This is a genomic window from Mucilaginibacter sp. P4_C11 (assembly GCF_056402115.1).
In genome coordinates, this window is the sequence record NZ_JBFUIA010000004.1 from 155,856 (window position 1) to 182,014 (window position 26,159).

The 26,159-nt window shown below is 44.1% G+C and carries 23 protein-coding genes; 6 read left to right on the forward strand and 17 right to left on the reverse strand.

Annotation, left to right across the window (positions count from 1 at the left end; all coding sequences use genetic code 11):
• Positions 1-72 precede the first annotated feature (72 nt).
• From AC1DU2_RS05335 to AC1DU2_RS05355, 5 genes are all read right to left on the reverse strand, one after another.
• Positions 73-813, reverse strand: coding sequence for a tyrosine-protein phosphatase (locus AC1DU2_RS05335; RefSeq protein ID WP_477362392.1), 741 nt, complete (start codon positions 811-813; stop codon positions 73-75).
• A gap of 2 nt (positions 814-815) precedes the next feature.
• Complete coding sequence (gene rfbB / locus AC1DU2_RS05340; protein WP_477383188.1) at positions 816-1,868, reverse strand: dTDP-glucose 4,6-dehydratase; 1,053 nt, start codon at positions 1,866-1,868, stop codon at positions 816-818.
• Positions 1,869-1,884: 16 nt separating this feature from the next.
• Positions 1,885-2,907, reverse strand: a complete 1,023-nt coding sequence (gene galE / locus AC1DU2_RS05345; protein ID WP_477383189.1) for a UDP-glucose 4-epimerase GalE — start codon at positions 2,905-2,907, stop codon at positions 1,885-1,887.
• Between the two features lie 136 nt (positions 2,908-3,043).
• Positions 3,044-4,027, reverse strand: a complete 984-nt coding sequence (locus AC1DU2_RS05350) for a UDP-glucuronic acid decarboxylase family protein (RefSeq protein WP_477383190.1) — start codon at positions 4,025-4,027, stop codon at positions 3,044-3,046.
• A complete protein-coding gene (locus AC1DU2_RS05355; RefSeq protein WP_477362384.1) occupies positions 4,027-5,340 on the reverse strand; it encodes a UDP-glucose dehydrogenase family protein in 1,314 nt (437 codons plus the stop codon). The genes AC1DU2_RS05350 and AC1DU2_RS05355 overlap by 1 nt, the downstream gene beginning before the upstream one ends.
• 146 nt (positions 5,341-5,486) lie before the next feature.
• Between AC1DU2_RS05355 and AC1DU2_RS05360 the strand changes: the two genes are divergently transcribed.
• Entirely contained in the window at positions 5,487-6,764 is a 1,278-nt protein-coding gene (locus AC1DU2_RS05360; protein ID WP_477383191.1) for a 3-deoxy-D-manno-octulosonic acid transferase, read from the forward strand.
• Between the two features lie 92 nt (positions 6,765-6,856).
• Here AC1DU2_RS05360 and AC1DU2_RS05365 read toward each other — a convergent pair whose 3' ends face one another.
• The gene (locus AC1DU2_RS05365) at positions 6,857-8,758 is read right to left on the reverse strand and encodes a beta-N-acetylhexosaminidase (RefSeq protein WP_477383192.1); all 1,902 of its coding nucleotides are present in this window, start codon (positions 8,756-8,758) and stop codon (positions 6,857-6,859) included.
• Between the two features lie 484 nt (positions 8,759-9,242).
• Between AC1DU2_RS05365 and AC1DU2_RS05370 the strand changes: the two genes are divergently transcribed.
• The gene (locus tag AC1DU2_RS05370) at positions 9,243-10,073 is read left to right on the forward strand and encodes a mechanosensitive ion channel family protein (protein ID WP_477383193.1); all 831 of its coding nucleotides are present in this window, start codon (positions 9,243-9,245) and stop codon (positions 10,071-10,073) included.
• A 123-nt stretch (positions 10,074-10,196) separates the two neighbouring features.
• On the opposite strand, the gene AC1DU2_RS05375 is transcribed toward AC1DU2_RS05370, so the two are convergent.
• Positions 10,197-12,149, reverse strand: coding sequence for a vWA domain-containing protein (locus AC1DU2_RS05375; RefSeq protein WP_477383194.1), 1,953 nt, complete (start codon positions 12,147-12,149; stop codon positions 10,197-10,199).
• An 80-nt stretch (positions 12,150-12,229) separates the two neighbouring features.
• Between AC1DU2_RS05375 and AC1DU2_RS05380 the strand changes: the two genes are divergently transcribed.
• Both AC1DU2_RS05380 and AC1DU2_RS05385 read left to right on the forward strand, forming a co-directional pair.
• A complete protein-coding gene (locus tag AC1DU2_RS05380) occupies positions 12,230-12,802 on the forward strand; it encodes an RNA polymerase sigma factor (protein ID WP_477383195.1) in 573 nt (190 codons plus the stop codon).
• Positions 12,792-14,132 carry a carboxypeptidase-like regulatory domain-containing protein gene (locus tag AC1DU2_RS05385; protein ID WP_477383197.1) on the forward strand — a complete coding sequence of 447 codons (1,341 nt, stop codon included), beginning with the start codon at positions 12,792-12,794 and terminating at the stop codon, positions 14,130-14,132. The genes AC1DU2_RS05380 and AC1DU2_RS05385 overlap by 11 nt, the downstream gene beginning before the upstream one ends.
• A gap of 57 nt (positions 14,133-14,189) precedes the next feature.
• Here the strand turns inward: AC1DU2_RS05385 and AC1DU2_RS05390 are convergent, their stop codons facing one another.
• The 10 genes from AC1DU2_RS05390 to AC1DU2_RS05435 all read right to left on the reverse strand — a co-directional run bounded on the left by AC1DU2_RS05390 (position 14,190) and on the right by AC1DU2_RS05435 (position 22,530).
• A complete protein-coding gene (locus tag AC1DU2_RS05390; RefSeq protein ID WP_477383198.1) occupies positions 14,190-14,504 on the reverse strand; it encodes a low molecular weight protein tyrosine phosphatase family protein in 315 nt (104 codons plus the stop codon).
• Between the two features lie 34 nt (positions 14,505-14,538).
• A complete protein-coding gene (locus AC1DU2_RS05395) occupies positions 14,539-15,045 on the reverse strand; it encodes a nuclear transport factor 2 family protein (RefSeq protein ID WP_477383199.1) in 507 nt (168 codons plus the stop codon).
• 103 nt (positions 15,046-15,148) lie between these two features.
• Positions 15,149-16,444 carry an amidohydrolase gene (locus AC1DU2_RS05400; protein ID WP_477383200.1) on the reverse strand — a complete coding sequence of 432 codons (1,296 nt, stop codon included), beginning with the start codon at positions 16,442-16,444 and terminating at the stop codon, positions 15,149-15,151.
• 119 nt (positions 16,445-16,563) lie between these two features.
• On the reverse strand, positions 16,564-17,022 hold the full coding sequence (locus AC1DU2_RS05405; protein WP_477367951.1) for an FKBP-type peptidyl-prolyl cis-trans isomerase: 459 nt from the start codon (positions 17,020-17,022) through the stop codon (positions 16,564-16,566).
• Between the two features lie 9 nt (positions 17,023-17,031).
• Positions 17,032-18,513: an IS5 family transposase gene (locus AC1DU2_RS05410; RefSeq protein WP_477383310.1), complete on the reverse strand. Its 1,482-nt coding sequence runs from the start codon at positions 18,511-18,513 to the stop codon at positions 17,032-17,034.
• A gap of 292 nt (positions 18,514-18,805) precedes the next feature.
• A complete protein-coding gene (locus tag AC1DU2_RS05415) occupies positions 18,806-19,285 on the reverse strand; it encodes an FKBP-type peptidyl-prolyl cis-trans isomerase (RefSeq protein WP_477367948.1) in 480 nt (159 codons plus the stop codon).
• Positions 19,286-19,468: 183 nt separating this feature from the next.
• A complete protein-coding gene (locus tag AC1DU2_RS05420; RefSeq protein WP_477383201.1) occupies positions 19,469-19,945 on the reverse strand; it encodes an FKBP-type peptidyl-prolyl cis-trans isomerase in 477 nt (158 codons plus the stop codon).
• A 230-nt stretch (positions 19,946-20,175) separates the two neighbouring features.
• A complete protein-coding gene (aspS, locus tag AC1DU2_RS05425) occupies positions 20,176-21,921 on the reverse strand; it encodes an aspartate--tRNA ligase (RefSeq protein WP_477367942.1) in 1,746 nt (581 codons plus the stop codon).
• 91 nt (positions 21,922-22,012) lie between these two features.
• Positions 22,013-22,306: a type II toxin-antitoxin system RelE/ParE family toxin gene (locus tag AC1DU2_RS05430; protein WP_477383202.1), complete on the reverse strand. Its 294-nt coding sequence runs from the start codon at positions 22,304-22,306 to the stop codon at positions 22,013-22,015.
• Positions 22,279-22,530, reverse strand: coding sequence for a hypothetical protein (locus AC1DU2_RS05435; protein ID WP_477383203.1), 252 nt, complete (start codon positions 22,528-22,530; stop codon positions 22,279-22,281). The genes AC1DU2_RS05430 and AC1DU2_RS05435 overlap by 28 nt, the downstream gene beginning before the upstream one ends.
• Positions 22,531-22,938: 408 nt before the next feature.
• On the opposite strand from AC1DU2_RS05435, the gene AC1DU2_RS05440 reads away from it, so the two are divergent.
• On the forward strand, positions 22,939-25,395 hold the full coding sequence (locus AC1DU2_RS05440; RefSeq protein ID WP_477383204.1) for a TonB-dependent receptor: 2,457 nt from the start codon (positions 22,939-22,941) through the stop codon (positions 25,393-25,395).
• Between the two features lie 112 nt (positions 25,396-25,507).
• Positions 25,508-26,146 (forward strand): nicotinamide riboside transporter PnuC, encoded by a 639-nt coding sequence (pnuC, locus tag AC1DU2_RS05445; RefSeq protein ID WP_477367930.1) that lies wholly within the window; start codon positions 25,508-25,510, stop codon positions 26,144-26,146.
• Positions 26,147-26,159: the final 13 nt, after the last annotated feature.

Genomic DNA, 26,159 nt, shown 5'->3' on the forward strand with positions numbered 1-26,159 from the left:
AGTGTCTCTTTTTGTTTCATTTTTGCTTATATACCTGAAGGCATATACTGCTGTTTCATTTATTGGTTTTCTCTAAAAAAGCAGCTTGTTTTTCAACGGGGTATCAAACATAAGTTTCTCCAAATAAGTGGTACGTAAGGCATCCTTGAGGGCCATAGCATGCCTTTCGTGGTGCATATCACTTGATATGAAATCTATCAATTGATTATCTATCAGCAATTCCGCTTTTTTCTTTACCTCACTACCGTAGTATCCTGTTAAGGATATAGTGTTTAGTTGCATACTACAACCCCAGCTCTGGATGTTTTTGTATTGTTCAATCTCCAAATATGGGTACCTTTCGGGGTGCGCTAAAATAGGCTTATATCCCAAATCGTTTAATTTTTGCAAAACAGGAATCATGTTTGGTGGCTGGTTGATAAACGAAAACTCAAACAGTACATAATTATCGCCCATGGTCATCAACTTCCCTTCATTTACACGCGCCTCAAAGGTCTCATCAAAATAATGTTCGGCAGCAGTTTCTACAGGTATATCTATATTTTCTTTTACCAGTTCGGCCTTCAATAACTCCAGCGATGCAGCAATTGTTTCGGGTGTGTTCCGATAAAAATCAATCATAACGTGTGGTGTGGCAATAATTTTTTTTATCCCCAGGTCCATCATCTTCCTGATCAGGATCACCGAATCCTGCGGTGTTTGCGCACCATCGTCAATTCCCGGCAAAACATGCGAATGCATATCAACCATGATAGATTCATAGTTGAAGGTTATTTCTTTTTTTACCTTTTTCTTTTTAAAAAAACCAAACATAGTTAACGGTTATTGTACTGCCCCTTGTAATATTGCTGGTAACTACCCGAAGTAACGTGGTTAAGCCATTCCTCGTTTGCAAGGTACCAATCTACGGTTTTTTCCAATCCTTCTTCAAAAGTAATGCTTGGTACCCAGCCAAGCTCGGTTTTCAGCTTCGTGGCGTCTATGGCATAACGCAAATCATGGCCTGCCCTGTCTGTTACGTAGGTGATCAATTTCGCCGATTCACCTTCGGCCCTACCCAGTTTTTTATCCAGTATAGTACAAAGCAAATTAATCAGGTCGATGTTTTTCCATTCATTATGGCCACCAATATTATAGGTTTGGCCGGCTTTGGCATTGTGGAATATTACATCAATGGCCCTTGCATGATCCTCTACCCAAAGCCAGTCGCGAATATTCTCGCCTTTGCCATAAACAGGTACAGGTTTACTTTGTTTAATATTGTTGATAGCCAGCGGTATCAGCTTCTCCGGGAAGTGGAATGAGCCATAGTTATTTGAGCAGTTGGATATCACGGCCTTCATGCCATAAGTATCCTGGTAAGCGCGTACAAAATGATCTGAACTGGCTTTAGATGCCGAATATGGCGAATGCGGATCATACGCTGTTTCTTCGGTAAACATTCCATCCTCGCCCAAAGTACCGTACACTTCATCGGTTGATACGTGGTAAAAACGGGTTTGATCATAACGTCCTTTCCAGCTTTCGCGGGCGGCGTTCAGCAAATTTACAGTACCTACCACATTGGTCATCACAAACTCCAAAGGATTGGTAATCGAACGGTCAACATGTGATTCAGCTGCAAGGTGAATTACGGCATCCGGCTTCTCGGTATTAAAAAGATTATTTATAAACTCAAGGTCAACAATATCACCTTTAACAAAGCTGTAATTCGGCTCGTTTTCGATATCTCTTAAATTTTCGAGGTTACCAGCGTAGGTCAGCTTATCTAAATTGATGATATTATAATTTGGATACGTTTTCACAAAACGGCGCACCACGTGCGACCCTATGAAACCTGCGCCACCCGTAATAATTATTTTTTGCATTTGCTGAAATTTAAGTTTATAGCGGATTTTGAGCTATATATTTTTCCCATTCCCAGGCTGATGACATCATGGTTTCTAAACCCAATTCTGTTTTCCAGCCAAGCTTATTGGTCGATTTGGTTACATCGCCCCAAACCTTTTCCACATCACCGGCGCGGCGCGGACCAATCTGGTAATTTACCTTTACCTCTGTTGCTTTTTCAAACGCGTGGATCACTTCTAATACAGTACTCCCCTGGCCGGTGCCCAGGTTAAACACATCGTATCCCTGGTAATCGTCGCTCTCGGCCAATTTCAGCGCCGCAACATGTGCTTTTGCCAAATCAACCACGTGGATATAATCGCGCACGCAGCTACCATCCGGGGTGTCATAATCATTGCCGAAAACAGTTATTTTTTCGCGTTTGCCAATGGCTGTCTGGGTAATAAATGGAACCAGGTTTTGCGGTACGCCAATTGGCAATTCGCCTATAAGCGCGGTTTCGTGCGCACCAACCGGGTTAAAATATCTTAACGATACTACTTTATAGCTGCTGGTACCAGAAGCTATCATATCTTTCAAAATCTCTTCGGCTATTTGCTTGGTATTGCCATAAGGCGATTGCGCGGGCTGTACCGGCGCTTCTTCGGTTACCGGCAATTGCTCGGGCTGGCCGTAAACAGTACAGCTTGATGAGAACACAAAATTCAATGGTTTACTATAATAAGCATCCAGTAAATTGATAAGCGAATAGAAATTGTTACGGTAATACTTTAACGGTTTTTGAACCGACTCGCCTACCGCTTTAAAAGCAGCAAAGTGAATGATACCGGCAACATCGGGCTCGGCAACGGCCAGCGCTTTTACGCCGGCTTCGTCGCACAGGTCAAGCTTATGAAAAACCGGTTTGTAGCCGATGATTTTGGCCAGCTGATCTAAAATTTTAGGGTCTGAGTTTGATAGGTCGTCAACAATAACAGGTTCGTAGCCTGCGTTTACCAGTTCGACAACGGTATGGGAGCCAATAAATCCGAGGCCACCGGTCACTAATATCTTCATTTTTAAGTAGGGTATATAGTAAGCCATAAAGGTAAGCAAATGGATGAATTTACATACCTCCTTTTATTAAACAACCACCTTTTACTTTACTAAAAGGTGGTTATCCAGGTATTATTTATAGAAAGGACATGTTTTACTATTTATTATAGTAAGTAAAATCCTTATGGTTTATTTCGGTTTCGGGCAACGATTTAAAGTAATCCAACGTGATCTTTAAACCTTCGCTCCTTGATACCTTTGGCTGCCAGCCTAAAATAGCTTTTGCCTTGGTAATATCCGGGCGACGCTGTTTCGGATCATCAGTAGGCAGTGGCAGGCTAATCAATTCCTGGTCGGTGCCGGTTAATTTGATAATCTCTTCGCCAAATTGTTTTATCGTGATCTCGTCGGGGTTACCAATATTCATGGGCTGCGCGTAATCGCTGTGCAACAGGCGGTAGATGCCTTCAACCAGGTCATCCACATAACAAAATGAACGGGTTTGCGACCCATCGCCAAACATGGTTAATGATTCGCCCCTGAGCGCCTGCCCAATAAAGGCGGGCAATACCCGGCCGTCGTTTAACCGCATCCTTGGGCCGTATGTATTAAAAATACGTACTATACGTGTTTCTAAACCATGAAAGGTATGGTAGGCCATGGTAATGGCTTCCTGGAAACGCTTGGCTTCGTCATAAACGCCCCTTGGGCCAACAGGGTTTACATTGCCCCAGTATTCCTCGGGCTGCGGGTTCACGTTCGGATCCCCATACACCTCGGAGGTGGAAGCTATCAGCATCCTGGCACCTTTTGACCTTGCCAAACCAAGCAGGTTGTGTGTACCTAACGAGCCAACCTTTAAAGTTTGTATTGGGATTTTCAGGTAGTCTATCGGGCTTGCGGGTGAGGCAAAGTGCAGGATATAATGCAGTTCGCCCGGAACAAATACAAACTTGGATACATCATGGTTGTAAAACTCAAAATTTTCGAGTTTAAACAGGTGCTGTATATTGCGTAAATCGCCGGTAATTAAATTATCCATGCCTATTACATGGTAATCTTCTTTAATAAACCTGTCGCAAAGGTGCGAGCCCAAAAAGCCCGCCGCCCCGGTAATTAAAATTCTTTTACGTTCTGTCATTAACTAACTACTTTACGTCCGATGCTGCTGTAATAAAAACCATAATCTTTCATTCTGTCCAGGTCATATAAATTACGTCCGTCAAATATAACAGGCGCGTTTAACTTTTCTTTCATGAAATCAAAATCCGGGGTACGAAAAACCGGCCATTCGGTAACAATCAATAAAGCATCGGCGTTTTCAAGTGCCGAGTACCTGTCTTTGGCATAGGTGATTTTATCACCAAGTAATTTTTTAACGTTTGGCATTCCTTCAGGGTCATAGGCGGTTACCGTAGCACCCGCAGCAATAAGGTCATCAATGATGTATAAAGCCGGAGCTTCGCGGATATCATCGGTCTCGGGTTTAAAAGCCAATCCCCAAAGGGCAAAGTGTTTGCCTTTCAGCCCATCAGCGCCATAATGTTCGCGCAGCTTAACTACCAGGCGTCTTTTTTGCGTTTCGTTAACTTCCATTACCGAGTTCAGTATCTTGAACTCATATTTATTTTCCTCGGCTGCTTTTGAAAGGGCCTGCACATCTTTAGGGAAACAGCTGCCGCCATAACCAACACCAGGAAACAGGAAGCGCTTGCCTATACGGGCATCGGCACCTACGCCTTTACGCACCATATCCACATCGGCGCCAACCAGTTCGCACATGTTGGCAATCTCGTTCATGAAGGTTATTTTGGTGGCCAGGAATGAATTTGCCGCATATTTTGTAAGTTCAGACGAGCGTTCATCCATATAAAGGATAGGGTTACCCTGGCGTACGTATGGCGCGTATAAATCGCCCATAATCTGGCGGGCTTTCTCGTCCATGGTACCTATAACTACCCTATCTGGTTTCATAAAATCTTCAACGGCCACACCTTCGCGTAAAAACTCGGGGTTTGATACCACCGCGAAAGGCACATCGGTATTGGCTTTTAGCACCGCGGTTACTTTATCGGCAGTACCTACCGGTACAGTTGATTTAGTTACGATAACCTTATACTCGGTAATAAGCTTTGCAATATCTTTTGCGGCACCAAGCACATAACTCAAATCGGCAGATCCATCGGCGCCCGGAGGAGTAGGCAAGGCCAAAAATATAACTTTTGCAGGAGCAATCGCTTCGGCAAGGTTGGTGGTAAAGGTTAACCTTTCCTGTTTTATGTTCCTGTTAAATAACAAATCAAGTCCAGGCTCATAAATCGGCATTTCACCCGCCCGCATCTTGTTCACTTTTTCTTCTACAATGTCAACACATATAACTTCGTTTCCGGTTTCGGCCAGGCAGGTTCCGGTTACCAATCCAACATAGCCAGTTCCGATTACAGCAATTTTCATAGTTTATTTTTGTTTTTTAGTGTTTAGTATTTTGTTTATGGTATAGCAAACAAGCAGCCCTTAACGGCACGGACTTATTATTTATTACAGTATAAGGTTTTTGTTGTTAATTTTAACCTTTGCTAATATACAATTCATGCGCTAAAATGATATTATATACTATTGGATTACGGCTCTATTTTATAACCATTTACATAGCCTCGCTGTTTAATCAAAAAGCAAGCCAATGGATAAACGGCCGGAAGAACCAGAAACTTATACGTATAGACAGCAGTATTTGGTTTCATTTTGCATCATTAGGCGAATTTGAGCAGGGCAGGCCCATATTAGAGGCGATAAGGGCCTTATATCCGCAGGAAAAGATTGTAATTTCCTTTTTTTCGCCGTCGGGTTACGAGATCAGGAAAAGCACGCCACTTGCCGATTTTGTGTATTATTTACCATTGGACACGGCAAAAAATGCCACACAATTTATTGATGCCATACAGCCTGCCATGGCAATATTTACCAAGTATGAATATTGGTACCATTTTTTTAAAGAGGCGCATACCAGACAAGTTCCCCTGTACATCATATCGGGAATTTTTAGGCCCAAACAGGTATTTTTTAAATGGTACGGCGGCCTGCACCGCAAAATATTAAGCTTTGTAAGCCACTTTTTTTTACAGGACGAGGCATCAAAGCGACTATTGCAATCTATTGGTATAACTAACGCTACAGTTAGCGGCGATACCCGTTTTGACAGGGTATGGGCCAATGCCCAATATTCCAAAGAAATTCCCGGCATTGCCGAATTTATAAACGGTCAAAAAGTTTTCATCGCCGGCAGCACCTGGCCACAGGACGAAGCATTACTTGCCACCCTACCTGAATTATACCCCGACTGGAAATTTATTTTTGCCCCCCATGAAATTGGCGAAGCCAGGATAAATAACCTTATTAATTTATTACCAGCAGGATCGGCAATTAAATACTCCGAATTAATTCAAAATTCAAAATTCAAAATTCAAAATCAGGAGCCGACAACTCGCTACTCAAAACTCAAAACTCAAAACTCAAAACCGTCAGTCCTGGTAATTGACAATATCGGCATGCTTTCGTCTTTATATGCGTATGGCAACATTGCCTATATTGGGGGAGGGTTTGGCGTGGGGATACATAACACGCTGGAGGCGGCCGCATTTGGCTTGCCCGTCATCTTTGGCCCTAATTATCAAAAATTCAATGAGGCAAGGGAGCTTATCGCTTTAAAAGCCGGGTTTAGCATCAGTGATGGCAGCCAGCTCAAAGGTATTGTTGATACGTTGGTTAATGACGAAGCTTTTTACAACATTACTGGAAAAAAAGCGGGCGATTACGTAAAGGAACATATCGGGGCAACCCAGATGATATTAGACCACATTATAACGCTGCCATCCGCCTGATAAGATAAGTCATTTTATCAGCCAAATCGCAAAAAAAGAGACCCCGCTCTTTTCAAAGTCAGGTCTCTTTCTTACTCCGAGGGCTCAAAGAATCACCTCGCCTTCTTAGCCAGATCAGCCAATGGCATGGTTGTCATGCGGCCAATTACTTTTTTACCGCGATAGGTTATCACCCTTAATTGCGTTGCATCTTTGGGTGCATCAATAGGGGCCGTGTATTTTGGATAAAAATTATCAGGGAATGAGTTATCAAAGCTGTAATAAATATCCAGGCCAGGGGCTTCGCTGGTAAGGGTTATTTTAAGTGTACTATCCGGATTTTTAGTAGCGCTGAACGAAGGGTCGTAAACACTTGGCGCGTATTTGGTCTCGGCCTCGTCAAAGCGTTCAAAATGTTTTTCAACCTTGCCAAAAAAGTATGGCCAGCTTTTTTTCTCTTTGGGCGACCATACCAATTCGGCAATGGCCATACCACGGGGCCAGGTCATGTACTCTGCCTGGCGTATGTTGAATACCTGTTCTGTCCACAGGTTGGCCTGTGCGCCTTTTATCAGCTTGGCATCTACGCTATCGGGTACAGGCTCATATTCGTAGGTTTTGCTCAGGCGTAGTTTAGCATAAACTTTGGTTTCGTTTACGTCGCTTTGCATATAATCCAGGTAGGCAAATGTTGTTGGGCTCATAACCACATCGTGACCCATTTTAGCTGCTTCAATACCGCCTTTAACACCCCGCCAGCTCATTACAGCTGCGTTGGGTCCAAGGCCGCCTTCCAGTATCTCGTCCCATCCCATAAATTTTTTCCCTTTTGATTCTACTATTTTTTCAAGGCGTTTTTCAAAATAGCTTTGTACCTCCTGCTGCGTTTTCAAGTTTTCTTTTACCATCAGCGCCTTAATAGCCTCACTTTGTTCCCAAAAGTTTTTAGCGCACTCATCGCCACCTACGTGAATATAGCCAAAGGGGAAAAGCTGGGCAATTTCGGTCATCACCTTATCCAAAAAAACGTATACGCTCTCATTAGCCGGGCAAAGGGTATTATCTACAATGGCGGTATTATGCGGCCCGTTCCAGTTCATAAAGGGCTCGCCGGAGTTTACTACATATTTATCGGCACCCGGAGTACATGAAAGTTCGGGATAAGCCACTACTGCGGCAAGGCTATGGCCCGGAACATCAACCTCGGGCAAAATATTAACAAAACGGTCCTTGGCATACTGTACAAGTTCCTTTATATCTTCCTGGGTATAAAAGCCACCATAAGTGCGTGGCTCATCAGCAGCCGGTGGCGTAAATGTACCAAACTGCCCAACTTTTTTTACGTTATAAGCGCCAACCGTAGTTAGCCTGGGCAGGCTTTTAATTTCTACCCGCCAGCCTTCATCGTCGGTTAAATGCAGGTGCAGCAGGTTAAGCTTGTATTTCACCATGTTATCAATATACTGCTCCACCTCGGCTTTGGTAAAAAAGTGGCGGGCAACATCAAACATTAGGCCCCGCCATTCAAACCTTGGGTAGTCGGTAATATCAACCGCGGGGGCTGTCCATTTAACTCCTTTAACAAACTCCTTACTTTCAATTTCTTTTGGTAATAACTGCATAAAGGTTTGTACACCATAAAATAAGCCTGCGGGGGCATTTGCTTTAATCACCACTTTTTTTGCTGTTACCGATAGGTTATAACCTTCGGCACCAATAAGCGGGTCATTTTTTTTATTGATAACAAATTTTATGGATGCCGTTGGTGCAACGTTTTTTACCGCTACTGCAGTACCGGCCGCAGTGCCAAGTTTCTTTTTCATATACGCTATAACCGGTGCCAGCCCGGCCTGGTTACCTGTTTCCAACACAACAATTTTGGGCAATACAAATTTACCTGCCTTTTGGGTAACCTTAACGGGCTCGGGGATAATTGACAGGGCATTGTTAGGCGCCTGGCCAAACGACAAGGTGTGCAGGCCACAGCAACCGAGTAACATGATTAATTTTTTCATAAAGAAAACTTAGTTTTTTGAATGCGTTTATAATTGGAAACGTTACGCAAATTATACTTTTTAAATAATATTAAAAAGTGTTGCGCGTGTAAAATTTGTATTTGGTGCATTAAATCTGCAACATTAAAAAAATGATTGAACGATTACCACAGAACGTTTAAGCCATTGCAGATGAGAAAAGCAAAAAGGCATACTTTAATTCTGTATAACTGATACCAATGTTCCGTTCTGCCCAAGCATGTGTCTCGAAGATCATCGCCAAAAAACACGATCAATTTAAATCATACAAAAACTATTTTATAATTAAGTAAAAAAACCACCTCGTAATTTCCTCAGCGCTTTTAATTAAAATTAAGTCTCTGTTAATCTTTAGCTTACTCCATATTTTTTGTTTTTATTATGTACTTTAACAAGGTAAAATAACCTTGCAGGTAACCCTATAAAAATCATCAACCCAAATTAATCACCCCAAACAATCTTTTTTATGCAAAATGTTTCTTTTTATTCCACAGCAATTTTTGCCTGGGTAACCACCTTTGGCATTAATTTATTGAGCGCAATACTGGTGTTTGTTGTTGGCCTTTATATTATCAACTGGATAGGCCGGTTACTTACCGTATCAATGGGCAAAGGAAAAATTGATGTATCGCTTCAATCATTTCTACGTAGTTTAATGACGGCCGGCCTAAGGGTTTTACTGTTGATAACCGTTGCCGGGATGCTGGGCATTCAAACCACATCGTTTGTAGCCATTATTGGTGCCTTAGGTTTGGCAGTAGGCCTGGCACTACAAGGCTCATTGGCCAACTTTGCCGGAGGTGTGCTTATCCTGATTTTTAAACCATTTAAAATAGGCGACATTATTGATTCGCAGGGGCAAAACGGCGCGGTTATCGAAATCCAGATTTTCAACACCATATTGCTTACCCCCGATAATAAAACGGTTATACTGGCAAACGGGGCAGTATCAAACAACACGATTGTTAATTACAGCAGGCATGGCAGCATTAGGGTAGATATATCGCTTGAAATAGACCCACAAAATGATATGGACTTTGTGCGTAAAATAGCCACAGAAGCATGCCTGAGCCATCCGCTTGTTTTATCAGAACCAGCGCCGGTTATAAATGTATCCAAAATAAATGAAGGCAAAATCGGGCTTGGCGTTTGCCCTTTTACCAAAGCACAGGATTATTGGTCGGTGCTTTTTGGCGCCCAGGAGCTTATCAAAAAGGCTTTTGATGAACATAAAATAGGCATTCACTCTCCACATTTATTTATCACCCAGGTGCCGGGCGCTACAACTAAAGCGTAAATTAATTTATAGCACTAAAGTTTAAGCAGCTATATCGGGTATTACATAACAAAGCCCGGCAAAAAACTGCCGGGCTTTTGATTGATATGGTATAGGTATTGATTTTTCGATTGTTTATTGGCATTACTCGTCGCCATTTGCGGCAAGCTCTGTTTTGCTTAACAGTTTGGCGCTTTCGGCCAGTTTAATAAATTCGGCGCGGTAGCCTTCGGTGTCCTCGCCCTTGGCGGCGCGGGCCATTTTAATAGCCTGGTCATACCCGGAATTTTGTTTAAACTTCGAATCGCGCAGCAGCATGCCAATTTCGGCAACAGCGGCGGCAAACCTGAAATCGGTTGATGTTGATTTCAGGTTGATTGGCTCGTCTTTAACCGTAACCTGGCTCAATTTGCTTTTTAACGATGTTGGCTCCTTATACCTGAATTTGATGGTCATCATTTCATCAGATGCATTTGAATAGGCAACAGGTTTGGGTTTCTGATACTTTAATGGATCCACGCTGGCCGAATAATCATCCTTTAACCCTGCTGGCACTATCTCATAAAAAGCGGTAACCGTATGGCCCGAGCCCATATCGCCGGCATCTTTTTTATCATCATTAAAATCCTCTTTGGCCAGTACCCGGTTTTCGTAACCAACCAGGCGGTATGCCTGCACTTTGGCCGGGTTAAACTCCACCTGTAGTTTTACATCTTTGGCAATAGTAAATAGGGTACCGCCAAATTCGCTTACCAGGGTCTTGCGGGCTTCGGTTATATTATCAATATAGGCGTAGTTACCGTTGCCTTTATCGGCCAGGGTTTCCATCTTACCATCTTTATAATTACCCATACCAAAGCCTAAAACCGATAACGATATCCCGCTTTCCCTTTCGTGCTCAATCAGCTTCTGCATGTCGTCATCGCTTGATGCACCTACGTTAAAATCGCCATCGGTAGCTAAAATCACCCGGTTATTGCCATTTTTCATAAAGTTTTGTTTAGCAATCTGGTAAGCCAGCTTAATGCCTTGTCCGCCAGCCGTTGAGCCGCCTGCACTTAGATTATCAATGGCGCTATTAATGGTTTCTTTTTTATCGCCGCCGGTTGCAGGCAGCACAACGCCCGCCGCGCCGGCGTAAACAACCAGGGTAACCTTATCTTGAGCCCGCAGTTGGTTAACCAGCATTTTTAATGACGATTGTACCAGGGGCAATTTATTAGGCTCGTTCATTGATCCCGATACATCTATTAAAAATACCAGGTTTGATGCAGGCAGTTTTTCGTTAGCTATTGTCCTTGCTTTAAGGCCTATGCGCAGCAGGCGGTGTTTGCTATTCCATGGGGCTGCAGATAATTCGGTATGGATGGCAACCGGGCCGCCATCGGTTGGCCCCGGCAGGTTGTAGCTAAAATAGTTTATCATTTCTTCAATCCTAACAGCATCTGCCGGTGGTAACTGGCCGCTATTGATAAATCGCCTAACGTTGCTGTACGAAGCTGCATCCACATCAACAGAAAATGTGGAGAGCGGCTCGGCCGATACCGCTTTAAAACCATTTTCTTCGATGCCTTTGTAGCTTTCATCGGTAACTACGGCAGGCTGGTAACTTTTCAAAACATCAGCATTGCCCGAATAACCGTAAATGGCAGATACCTTTTCCACTGCTACCAGGCCCGATGCTTTGCCACTTAAACCTTTTGCATTGTATGATTTTGCAGATATAGTAGTCACACTTCCTGTAATTTCCCTCCGTTTTTGTACTCCATAACCTGTTACCACAACCTCACTTAGTTGGTTTGAACTTGCATGAAGGTAAATTTTCAACACTTTGCCTTTACCTGCTTTTACATCCTGTGTGGTATAACCAATAAAGCTGAAGGTAAGTACGGCGTTGTCATCGGGTACAATAATAGAATAGTTGCCTTTGGCGTCGGTTTGTGTTCCAAAGCCGGAGCCCTTAAGCAAAACCGATACCCCCGGTATTGCTAAACTATCTTTGCTATCATATACGGTTCCGCTAATGCGGTGGCTGTTATTAGGCTTAAACCCAGTTAAACCGGCAAACAATAAAATAATTAAAACTAACTTTTTCATCCCTGGTTGTTTTTTAATAAGGATGCGGGCGGCGGATAATTTCCATAAACCGTTAAAAAAATTTATTTTGCACCTTTTTAATGACCAATTTTATTAAACCAGGCAAAACAGGCACATCAACGGATGACGAACTGCTTAACATTTACCGTAAAACCGGCGATGTTGCGGTTTTAGGACAACTATATGAACGCTATATGGGCTTGGTTTATGGCGTATGCTTAAAATACCTGAAAGATGAAGATGGCGCTAAAGATGCCGTAATGGGCATTTTTGAAGAACTGGTAGAAAAAGTTAAAAAGCACGACATCAGCATATTCAGGAACTGGCTTTATGTATTGGGGCGCAATTATTGCTTAATGCAGTTAAGGGCCGGTAAAAAGCTGCATGTAATTAATTTAGATGACGTTATGGAATTTACGCCATTACTGCATCATGATGATAATAACCGCGAAGAAGCCTATAAAGCTTTGGAGCACTGTATTGACAAACTGGCCGGTGCCCAAAAACAAAGCATCGATTTGTTTTATTTACAAGAAAAGTGCTATAAAGAAATTGCCGAAGCAACAGGTTTTAGTCTGAACGAGGTGAAAAGTTATATACAGAACGGAAAACGCAACCTTAAAATTTGCCTGGAGAAGAGCAGTGAACACTAAAAAGGCCGACATATTGCAAGTAAGAAAGTACCTTAACGGGGAACTTGATGCCAAAGCTATGCACCGGCTGGAACATGATGCCCTTGATGACCCTTTTTTAATGGATGCGCTGGAGGGTTTTGAACAAGCCCCTAAAGACCAGCAAGCCAATCTTGCCGATTTAACTTCCAGACTACAGCAACGTACCGAACAAAAGAAGGGCCGTGTAATATCGTGGCAGGTATGGTCAATAGCGGCATCGGTTCTTATTTTGCTTACCATTGGCGGCTTGTGGATAAAAAGGACCTCGCCGGAACAAACCAGGCAACTGGCCGAGTTACAAAAAGATAAAACAAAGGTTGTTAATAAAGATACTGTGACAACGCCGCCGCCCCATACCACGCAGGAAACCTTAATGGCAAATAATGCGGCAAAACACCCCCTTTTAACCAGTGCCGACAAGCCGTTTACTCCCCGGAAATACACTGCCGGCAAATCGGTTTACCAACAGGAGATCTCTGCCGACGATAATAAAACTGCCGCCCCTGCCGGGGATGTGTTAAAGAAAGTCCCCCAGGTTGCCGAACCGGCAGCAGAGCCTAAGCAGGAAAACAGCTCGATAAGCGAAATGGTGGTGATGAACTACACGGATAGCAAAGCGAAGGCGGATAGCCTCGCGTTACTTGCCAAAAAAGCCCGTGAAAAGGCATCCAAGCCTATTGAATCTAAACTAATGGGGAATATTGGTGGTTTGCAGGTAGTTACCTCTAAAGATGCCAAAACCCAGTTTGGCTATAGCAGTATAAATGGTGTTATTATAGGCAAAGGCGATAACATGCCGGTTGTTGGGGCCGCCATACGCATTTCGGGCACCAACAAAAGTACTGTGACCGATGTAAATGGTTACTTTAGCATGCCGGTTACCCAAAATAAAGAGACGCTTGATATTGCATCCATAGGCTACCAGCCAAGACAGGTGAGTGTAAAACGCGGCGATAGCCTTAAAGTAGTACTCAACCCGGATAATGAAGCCCTTGCCGAAGTAACAGTTGCAGGCATCGATAAAGTATCAAAAACAGTTGCTGCACATCCGCAAGGTGAAATGGCAGGCTTAAAAAAATACCTGCAGGCAAACGCTATCGTGCCCGAAGGTGATGCCACCGGGACAGTATCGGTGCTATTCACCGTGAATACAGATGGTTCTTTAAGCGATTTCAAGATCAAAAAAAGCCTCTCGGCCGTTGCCGATCAAAAGGCTATCGACCTGATAAAAGCCGGCCCTACCTGGGTAGGCAACAGCAACGGCAAACCAGAGCAGGTTACTGTTAAGGTCAAATTCACTACGAAATAGAATCAAGAGTTAAGAGTCAGGAATCAAGACGGAGAAAATAACAGTACTGTATGTCCGTTAAAGATATTCGCTTAAAACAGTCCTTAATATTTCTATCAGCTCGGGGTCGTTAAATTGGTAGTTATCTTCAATATCCAGCACTTTTACCTGCTTGCCGTTTAGTTCCAGGCGTTGGCTCAGCAACTGTTTATGCCTGCGCTCCATTACAAATACAACATCGGCCCGGTCAATCAATTTTTGGGTTACCCGGATACGGGCCGTGGCACTGGTACCTGCCGAGCGGGCAGTATGTTTTGGATGGTTTTTAAACAATAATTCGGCAGTAGGGCTGCGCCATTGGTTTTTACTGCAGATGAAAAGGAGGTTGGCCAATGGTAATTATTTTCCGGTTTAGGTATATACGCTATTACAATCCGTTTTTGGGTACCCAGGCCTGGCTTTTAATGAGCCATTTTCCGCTAACGTACCGAAACACAAAGGAAAATGCTCCTTCTTCGTTAAACGGGTCGCCGTTAACCGTGCCGGTGTATTCAACGGGAACAATCAGGTAGGCTACCTCTTCGGTTTGTTGAAAAATTTTGATCTTTTTTATGTTTACGATAAAGTCGCGGATTTTAAAATCCTTAACCGCCTTTTGCACCGAGTTCACCCACTGTACGCCGGCCAGCTGCCCGTTCCATGAATAAGGTTGCTGCTCGTCGGTAACAACGGCATTAGGGGCATACATGTCGGTAACTTTATCAATATCAAACGTATAAGAAGCTTTCAATACCGTATTGATGGTTTGCAAAACCTCGGGGTTAATTTTCTTTACGGTATCTTCGGCGGCCATATCCGCAGCAATGGTTTTTTGGCTTGTTATTAAAATTAATAACAAGCTTGTGTACACCATTGTTAATATGCTTTTCCTCATCTTATGCTGTTAAAAATTCCTGGCCATGCACTTTTTGGGCTTATAAAGTTAAGCATCAATCATCTATTTAAAGATAAATATCTTTTTAAATAGTAAACCATCCTTACTTCCCCTTAGCATTCATATAATCAAGCGTTAAATTGCACAATGCTTTTACACCCAGGGTAAAGCCACTTTCGTCGATATAAAAATCGGGCGTATGGTGCGATGGTGCTTTAAGCGGGTCGGCACCTTTAGGCATCCCGCCTAAAAAAATGAACATGCCGGGTACTTTTTCCTGGTAAAAGCTAAAATCTTCGGCCCCGGTAACAGGCGGTTTTAGCATCACATTTTCGGCTCCAGCCGTTTTTTGCAGGCTAGGCAGCATTTGTTGTGTGAGTGCAGGATCGTTATAAGTAACCGGGTAATGGCTGCTGTACGGAATCTTCACCTCGGCAGTAGCGCCTTGCGCTTCAGCCGTTTTTGTTGCTATTTGCTTAACCCGCTCAACCAGCATTTTTTCATCGGCGGCTGTAAATGAACGTAGGGTACCCAGCATTTCAACGCTCTCGGGGATAATGTTCGACCGGTTACCACCTTTGATGGAGCCAATAGTTACCACCGCCGGGTTTTCTGTTATGTTTATATTACGGCTTACAATAGTTTGCAGGTTATTGATGATCTCGGCCGAAACCACAATCGGGTCAACACTCGACCATGGGTAAGCCCCATGTGCCGACCGCCCTTTTACGATGATCTGCATATCGTTAACGCCTGCCATAGTACCGCCCGGGCGATAGGTTATTTTACCAACCTCGGTTTGCGAATTAATGTGCAGGCCAAATACTACATCAACTTTGGGGTTTTCAAGCACACCTTCCTTCACCATTTCTTCGGCGCCGCCTTTCTGGCCGGGCTCTACCCCTTCTTCAGCGGGTTGAAAAATAAATTTAACCGTTCCGTGCAACTCGCTTTTCATGCCCGAAAGCACCTGGGCCACACCCATTAAAATAGCCATGTGCGAATCATGCCCGCAGGCATGCATAACGCCAACCTCCTGGCCGTTATAAGTGGTTTTTACTTTTGATGCAAAAGGAACATCGGTGCGCTCAACAACCGGCAAACCATCCATATCTGCCCGTAAGGCAACTACCGGGCCCGGCTTGCCACCTTTTAAAATACCCACAACGCCGGTTGTAGCTACGCCCGTTTGCACCTGGATACCCAATGACTGCAGGTGTTTGGCAATAATTGCCGAAGTACGCACCTCGTGGTTACCCAGTTCAGGGTGTTCATGAAAATCTCGGCGCCAGGCTATTACCTTGTCTTTAAGGGCATCGGCTTTAGTACTTACCTGGCTTTGCTGGGCAAATACCTGTGTTGCAAACAACAAAAAAAGGGGAGCGATGCGTAATTTCATGGGCGCAAGTTTTGAACCGTTAATATAAGAACAAAACGCCGGATAATTTAATGTACCGGTTTGAATTTGAAGCTGATGCCTTTTCAATTCAAAATTATAGTAAGGCTGGTATCAGCCGGTTACTTTACCCCTATCAAATCAATATCAAAAACAAGCACCGAATTTGCCGGGATAGGCCCCAACGATGCCCCGCCATAGCCCAAAGCCGATGGCACAAACAGTACAATGTTACCACCAGCTTTTATATGTGGTATACCTATTTGCCACCCCTTTACCAGGGCCGCTAATGGCGAAGAGTAACCATTTGCCGAATCAAATGGCGGCCCGTTAAGCAGCTTGCCCCTATAATTTACCGTAACAGTTGAATTGATGGTTGCCGCGGCGCCGGTGCCGGGCTTAACAACCTGGTAGTACAGGCCCGACGAATCTTTCACGGCCTTTACAACCGGGTTATTGGAAAGATAAACCCGGATAAGCGAATCATCAATACGGGCTTGTTTAACAGCATCCACCGGAGGTGCGGTTTTACAGGACGAGATGCCAATAACCGCGGCAAATAATAAAAGTAGTTTGTTCATGTGCCGATATTAAAATTGAGCAGCCAAAACTACGTAAATAGGGCCTGCTGAAAAACTCAAGAATAAATATTCACCATAATTTTCCCTGATTGAAACAATAACCCAAGAGATATTGAGCCCTTGTTTCAATTGGGATTGTTTGAATGATAAAAACCGCCCTGTCTGGGCTTTGATTTTTACAAGCAGACATAAAAGTGCTATCCCGGCCAGCTTGACCAGGTTAAGCACCAGGAAGATGCAGGCAATCCATGATTCACTGGTATCTTTCAGACGGGCTTTGATGTTGTCTAAACCGTAAGCTGTTTTGCCTTGTCCGAACTTCCCTTCAATCGGATTCCTTTCTCCCGGTCTTACGTGTTGCTTTTTCACTGCCGGAGGTCTTCCCAGGGGTTTGGCTAAAAGCTTTATTCCCTTTTCTTTCAGCAGCTTCCTGTTTTCTCTGCTGCAGTAGATCTGATCAGCTAAAACTTCCTGTGGATAATAGCCGAAACGTCGCCGGTATTGCTCTACATAATTTATCATGTGACTGCCTTCGTTAAAGGCATCCCAACTTAGTTCATCTAAAAAGGCATAGCCGTTCACCAATGAAACATGGATCTTGGCACCGAACTCTACTTTGGCCGTAGTTTTACCCCGAACCATCGGCCTTACATGGGGCTGATGGATGCTTACAATCCGGTCTGCTACCGAATGTTCCTTAGCGTCAAACATCTTTTTCTGCTGATCATACAGCGTATGGATCACTAAAAGATATTTCTGCTGATCCGTTTTGAGCGGGAACGTTTCACACTTGTCGAGCAGTTTATCGATACTTCTGAGGTTCCTGGCAAGATAGCGGAGTTGTTTACCCACACCCTTCCGGATAGCTATTCGTGATTTGTTCTTGTTTTGGGCAATCTTTAGGTAATCTTTCCTTGCTGTTTTCCTGTAGGTGCGGGGCTTGTTGCCATGTAGTTCTTTTTTGTAGATCAGGTCGATGAGTTCCTCTGACTTTTCCCTTGCATCCGATAATAATCCCAGATCAGTGGGGTAGGCTATGTCCTGCGGACAGGCCGTGGCATCAAATAGTACCCGGCCTTTATGTAAGAGCGTTTCTCCGGATTGTTCCTGCGCTGTTGTTCCTTCAGCAGCATCGCTGCCCGAATCCTCGTTTCGGTTTGCATCATCCTTGTCTGTTGTCCTAACCGAGGATTTATCCATCATTCCCTGATAAAGTGCATGAATCCGCTCATTGATGGCATTAATCTGCTCCAAACCCATCCGCGAACGAAATTCTACAAACAGCGAGGCATCGAAAGGTGGTTCAGGGTTAAAGCTTGAATAGCCCAGAAAGTACTGCATATACATATTCTCCGCTATCTGGGCTACCGTTTCACGGTCATCCAGGTTACACATATGTTTGATAATGAGCGAGCCTATGACTACCCTGGCGCTTATAGGCGGTCTGCCGGTACGGCTTATCCCAGCCTGTTTGCTGTAAACATTACAGATCTAATCCCATGGTATCTTGCCTGCTAAAACAACCCAGCGGTTCGATGGGTTTAGCTTTTGTGAGAACGGTGTCTCAAATCCCGATAGAACCAATTGTGAATGGCTCACAAAAACCGGGGCTGATGCATGCCTTTTTCTACCTTTTTGCATTTTTCCTTGCAGTTGCTATGCCTAATTTCGGCATAACTACCTATATTTCAAAATACAAGATGTTTTTCAGCAGACCCTAAATATAGCCGCAAAAAAACCCGGCGATTAATCATCCCGGGCTATTGTATTTAATTAAATTCGTTTACGCGCCCGGCGGCGAAAGATCGACATCAAAGCGTAATATCGCATTTGCAGGTACTTTTCCGTAACCTGATGTACCATAGCCATATATAGAAGGTATCAGCATTATTATTTTCGACCCGATTGGCACATGTGGTAGTACTATTTGCCAGCCATAAATCAAACTGCTTAAGGTCGCGCTAAAATTGGTGCTCGAATCAAATACAGTTCCATCAAGCAAAGTGCCTGTATAACTTGCTTTAATTACAGTTGAAGCCGTAGGGTACGCGCCCGCGCCTGTAGTAATTACCTGGTAGTAACAACCTAAGGTGTCCTTAACATTGGTAATTTCCGGATGAACGGTTAAATAGGCTTTGATAGCCGCATCATCGGTTGCAGCCTGCTGTATCGCTGTTGTTATTGCTGGGTCGCTTACTTTTGTACAAGATGACAGCGACCAGATGGCTAAGGGGAATAAAATTAAAAGTAAAAGTTTTTTCATTTTCATACAGATCAGTTAACATTAATAGGGTTAAAAACACTAAACGTTGCAAATTGTGAAAACGTATTCAGGCAGGTATTTCCATTTCAGCAAATACACAAGTGTAAATATACAATCCAAATCAATTTAAACCGGCAGGCAAAAGCATATTTTTATTACCACAGCCTGCCTAAAGCAGCACAGTTAATTGGTAACCGCAGTTAAATTGACAGAAAATATCAGTACTGAATTTGCAGGAATAATACCTGCCTGCGCATTACCATATGCGTAGCGCGATGGGGTAATTACCAGCATTTGCCCGCCTGTTTTAAGGTATGGCAATGCAATTTGCCAAGCAGGTATCAGGCCATTCAACCGGTACACCAGGTTTGTGCTTGAATCAAATATGGTACCATTGGTTAACTTACCGGTATAAGCCGCCGTTATTGTACTTGTTAAAGCCGGGGTAGCGCCTGTACCCTGTGTAATTATCTGGTAATAAACGCCGCTTGTATCTTTTACCGCATGAATTTCGGTATGTGCTGCCAGGTAAGCCTGGATGGTTGCTTCGTCGGTAGCAGCCTGTTTAGTGCTGTCAAAAGGCACCACATCGTTATTCGATTTCAGGCACGACGAAAACATAGCAACGGGCAATAACAGTAACAGTAGGATTTTTTTCATTTTTATTCAGATCAGTTTAGTGCCTATACGGCATAACTACCATAAACGCTACAATTAAAAAAACTTATACAAGCAATCGCGTTTAAACATCTCCATTAAAAAGGATAGCTTATTTCACGCAAAGACGGTAAGAAGCAAAGGCGCAATGAGATTTGCTTATTCTTCTTAGCTTCCTGGCGGCTTTGCGCGAGAAAAAATAACCGACTTAATATCAAACCTGATATTGTAACTTATACTGTTGTTTTAATATTAAGCTCTTTAAGCTGTGTATCGGCAATGGTTGATGGCGAATCGATCATCACATCGCGGCCCGAATTATTTTTAGGGAAAGCGATAACATCGCGAATAGAATCTAATCCGGCAAAAATAGAAACCAGCCTATCAAACCCAAGGGCTAAACCACCATGCGGAGGTGCGCCATATTCAAAAGCATCCATCAAAAAGCCAAACTGTTTTTGCGCTTCCTCGGGTGAAAAGCCCAGGTGCTTAAACATTAATGATTGCATGGCGCGGTCATGGATCCTGATAGATCCGCCGCCAACCTCGGTACCGTTAATAACCAGGTCATACGCGTTGGCGCGTACCGCTCCCGGATCGGTATCCAGCAAGGCAATATCTTCTGGTTTTGGCGAAGTGAATGGGTGGTGCATAGCATGGTAACGCTTGCTTTCTTCGTCCCACTCCAGCAGCGGAAAATCAAGCACCCAAAGCGGCGCAAATTTATTTTTATCGCGCAGGCCTAAACGGCTACCCATTTCAAGGCGTAATTCGTTCAGTTGCTTGCGTACTTTATCGGCATTGCCGGCCAGTACCAGCATTAAATCGCCGCGTTCGGCTTCAAATGCCGCTGCCCAGTTTGTCAGCTCATCTTCGCTGTAAAATTTATCAACCGATGATTTTAATGTTCCATCTTCGTTATAACGGCAATATATCATGCCGGTAACGCCAATTTGCGGGCGTTTTAACCATTCGGTAATTTCGTCCAGTTGCTTGCGGGTATAGCTGGCACAACCTTTGGCGTTGATGCCCACAACCAGCTCTGCGTTGTCAAATACGCCAAAACCTTTACCTTTTACAACGTCATTCAGTTCCACAAACTCCATCCCAAACCTTACATCCGGTTTATCAGAACCGTAAAGGCGCATAGCGTCGGCATATTGCATACGCGGAAAATCGCCCAGGTCGATACCTTTAACGGTAGTAAACAGGTGGCGGGTAAGGCCCTCAAAAATATTCAGGATATCTTCCTGGGTAATAAACGATAGCTCGCAGTCAATCTGGGTAAACTCTGGCTGGCGGTCGGCACGCAGGTCCTCATCCCTGAAACATTTCACAATCTGGAAATAACGGTCGAACCCGCTTACCATCAGCAATTGCTTAAATGTTTGCGGCGATTGCGGCAAAGCGTAAAACTCGCCCGGGTTCATGCGGCTTGGCACCACAAAATCGCGCGCACCTTCCGGGGTCGATTTGATCAGTACCGGGGTTTCTACCTCCAAAAAATCAATATCGCTTAAATAGCGACGTATTTCCTGTGCCATTTTATGGCGCAGGATAAGGTTGTTACGAACAGGCGCACGGCGTAAATCAAGGTAGCGGTATTTGGCACGCAGCTCTTCGCCACCATCGGTATCGTCTTCTATCAGGAACGGCGGAATTTTGGCCGCGTTCAATACCTCTATACCGGCAACAGCAATTTCAATTTCGCCGGTTGGTATTTTTGTGTTTTTGTTTGATCGTTCCAGCACCTTGCCAGTAACCTGTATCACAAACTCCCGGCCAAGCTCGCGGCTCTTCTCGCGCAGCAAGGCATCAGTATCTGTATTAAAAACAAGTTGGGTTAAACCATAACGGTCGCGCACATCAATAAATGTGGTACCGCCCAAATCGCGCGATTTTTGTACCCAGCCGCACAATGTAACTGTTTGGCCTAAGTTGCTGATATTTAATTCGCCGCAGGTATGAGTTCTTAGCATAACAATATTTATAAAAGTTTGCAAAAGTACGTTTTTGAGGTGAAAGGAGAAAGGTAAAAGGAGAAAGGTGAAAAATACGGTGCGATTGTATTTATAATTTGAATTTCTTAGGATTCCGGCGGCTATCCCAAATGGTTAAGACATCAATCACATTTGCAGAAATGCGATAATATAATAGATAGTCCCGAACTATTTTTATTCTAACTGAAGGATTCTTGGTAGGCTTTCCCGAGTCTGGGAGCTCGGCAAGCGCTTCAACTTTTTTTATAAATAGCCTATTAAGCTTGTTACTGTAAACTGTTGATTTATTTCTATTCGCCCAGTATTCTAATATTGCTATCCTATCACGATCAGCCCTTACCGACCATCGAATTTCTTTAGCCATTCGTCTGCTCGTTTATTTGATTCTTCATGGGTCAGGTATTGGCCGCTCTCTATTTGCTCAATACCTTCATTTACTGCAACTATCTCCTCCGCGCTTAATGGATAAACGCCACTAATTTCATCTTCCATCTCTGTAATCATCAACAACTCTCTTAGCAAATCCATGTTATCGGTATTGCTTATTGTGGCTATTAACTTCTCTTTTATCTCTGTATCGGTTAACATAGCAATGGTCTTTATCCAAATTTACAAATAACATTTTAAAAATCAGAAATGAAAGCGCGGCTTTTCCGCCTTCGCGACTTTTTTGACTTTCCGACTAAAAAACTATCTTTGCCCCATAATTCTCAAGGGGTGCCTTGCTTTGGTATAACCAAAAACGAACTGCAGAGCGTTTTTAACCAAACTGAAAGACAGGCTGAGATCAAACCCAGAGAGCCCCCCAGCCCCCTAAAGGGGGAGTGATAAAACTTAAAGCAAAAACTTTAGGTGTATTTACTCCCCCTTCAGGGGGGCGGGGGGCGCTCGCACCTGATCCGGGTAATGCCGGCGTAGGGAGAGGTAAACAAGTTAAGTGTACTGCCATTGTACCCTGGTGAGCAGATGGTTTAACTAATTTTTAGTTTAAAAATTTTGAAAAATGTATTCGTGGCTATCATGGCCCTGCTGCTGCCTGTTTTGGCATCGGCCCAACTTTCCATATCCGGAAAAGTAACCAATCAATCGGGCGAAGCACTGCCCGGTGCAACCATCACCATTAATAACCCGGCTGCCAGTGTGGTTGCCGATGCTGCCGGCAGGTATGGCTTTGCTAATCTTAAAGCTGGCAGCTACACGCTAAATGCCAGTTTTATTGGCTATCAAACCATCAGCAAAAACATCGTATTGGCTGCAAACCAGGTTATCAACCTGGCACTCGCTAACGGCACGCTTGCTGCCGAGGAAGTGACAATCAGCGCCACCCGCGCGGTTAAAAACTCGCCAACGGCATTTACCAACCTCAGCAAAAAGGATTTAGCAAAAAACAACTTCGGGCAGGATTTACCTTACCTGCTTAGCCTTACCCCATCTGTTGTAACCACATCAGATGCCGGCGCAGGTATTGGCTACACCGGTATCCGCATCCGTGGTTCTGATAATACCCGGGTGAATGTTACCATTAACGGCATCCCCCTAAATGATGCCGAAAGCCAGGGATCGTACTTTATCGACCTGCCCGATCTGGCCTCGTCGGTTGATAACATACAGGTGCAGCGCGGTGTGGGTACATCAACCAATGGCGCGGGCGCGTTTGGCGGCAGCATCAATATCCAGACTACCACCCGCCGGGATACCGCTTATGCCGAAATCAATACTTCGGCCGGTTCCTACGGTTCTATCAAAAACACCGTTAATGCCGGTACCGGCTTACTGGATGGGCATTTTAGTTTAGATGGCCGTTTATCGCGCATCCACTCCAATGGTTATATTGACAGAGCTAAGTCCGATTTAAAATCCCTTTATCTTAGCGCTGCCTGGTATGGCAAAAACAGCACCATCAGGGCCAACGTAATATCGGGCCACGAGCGCACTTACCAGGCCTGGAATGGCATTGCCGATTATGTTATTGGTGATAATACCCGCAAGGATAACCGCACTTATAACGAGCTTGGCCTGATGGACGACGCCGGTAATTTTTATAAAGACCAGGTAGATGATTACCTGCAAAACCATTACCAGTTGCTATATGATCAGAAGATAAGCAGTAAGCTATCTTTTAGCGGCGCACTGCATTATACCAAGGGCAAGGGCTATTACGAGGAATACCGCCGCCAGGATGCCGTGGCCAATTATGGCTTAACCCCGGTTATTATGGGTACAGATACTGTTAAAACAACCGACCTGGTGCGCAGGCTTTGGCTTGATAATGAATTTTATGGCGTTACCTATGCATTAAAATATCAGCCCCAAAGCAACCTGAACATGACCCTGGGCGGTGCTTATAATGAATACAAAGGCGCGCATTACGGCAATATTATTTATACCAAAGAAAGCGCCGGCATTGGCCCCAACTACGAGTACTATCGTGATAATGCCAAAAAGAACGACTTTAATATTTTTTACCGCGCCGAATGGCATTTAAACAAAGTGTTGCTTTATGCCGATGCGCAATACCGTCACCTTTACTACAATTTTTACGGTATCGACAAAAACCAGCAGAACGCGCAGCAAAGCATCGAGCTTAACTTTTTTAACCCCAAAGTAGGTATTACTTACCAGCTTAATGAGCAAAACAATGTATACGCCTCATTTGCGGTAGGCAACCATGAGCCAAACCGCGACGATTACGTAAACTCAACCCCGCAAGCTAGGCCAAAGGCCGAAAACCTGAAGGATTTTGAAGCAGGTTACCGTACTGTTGGCAAAATTTTTAGCGGCGGCATTAATGGTTTTTATATGCTATATAAAAACCAGCTGATATTAACCGGGGCACTTAATGATGTAGGCGGCGCCATACGCACCAATGTGCCGGATAGCTACCGCGCCGGTGTGGAGCTGGATGGTAAAGTACGCATAACCAGCCAGCTTAACTGGGGGATAACCGCTACCTGGAGCGCCAACAAGATTAAAAACTATCACCAGTTTTTCTCTAATTACGATGACGGCACTTTGGTTGAAGAATCATTTAAAAAAACAACCATTGCTTATTCGCCATCGCTTACCGGGGCCAGCATCATCAGCTACAGTCCGGTTAAAGGCGGCGAGATTGCCTTTATCAGCAAGTACGTAAGCAAACAGTATTTAGATAATACCATGAACCAAAACCCGGCCGGTTTTAATATAGCGCCGGATAACCAAAGCAACCCGTATGCGGCCAACCGTTACCTTAAAAGCTATTTCACCAGCGATGTAAGGCTGCGTTATAACTTCAGCATCAGCCAGGTTAAAAATATTGGTTTGGGCTTGCAGGTTAATAACGTTTTCAGCAAAAAGTACGAGGCTAACGGTGCTACATACCCGGATATTGAAGGCGGCAACATGGTAAACTACAATTACTATTTTCCGCAGGCGCCGCGCAATTTTATGGCGATGCTTAGTTTGAACTTTTAATACACACGAATGGTCTCGAATTTGGACGAATTTCACGAATCTGGGCGGGTATTCTGTCTGGGGTGGGTTAGCAATAGGGATTATTAAATTACATTAATTAAGAAACGCATTTATGCATGATTTAATAAAGCTTTTTATTGATCAGATAAAAGAAACCACCTGGGTGCAATGGCTTGCCGTTGCCCTGGGTGTTGCCGAAGTTTTGCTGGCGCGAAAAAACAATATCTGGCTTTATCCGGCCGGTATTTTGGGCACCGCAATTGCTATTTATTTGTTGCTGGATGTAGGGCTTTATGCAGAATCGATACTGAATGGCTATTATGTAGTCATGAGCATTTACGGCTGGTGGTACTGGATAAAACGGCGCAACGAGCCGCCTGTAGAAATTTCATGGAGCACCAAAAACGAATGGGCTATAAGCATTGCCATATCTGTTATCGGCTGGGTATTTTTTTATGTGTTGCTCAAAAACCTGCCGGCTAAATATTTTACGCCATCAAACGTACCTGTTTGGGACGCGCTGATATCGTCAACGGCCTGGGCAGGCATGTGGCTGCTGGCCCGCCGTAAAATAGAGAACTGGATTTTTTTAAACATCTCAAACCTGTTTGCCGTACCCATCCTGTTTTACAAACACCTGCCCATGTTTGCGCTGCTTACCATATTTTTATTTGTTGTAGCCATTTTTGGGTACTTTGATTGGGGGAAGAAGCTGAAGGCCGAAGGCTTAAGGCCGAAAGCTTTACATTAACTCAAATTGCTTT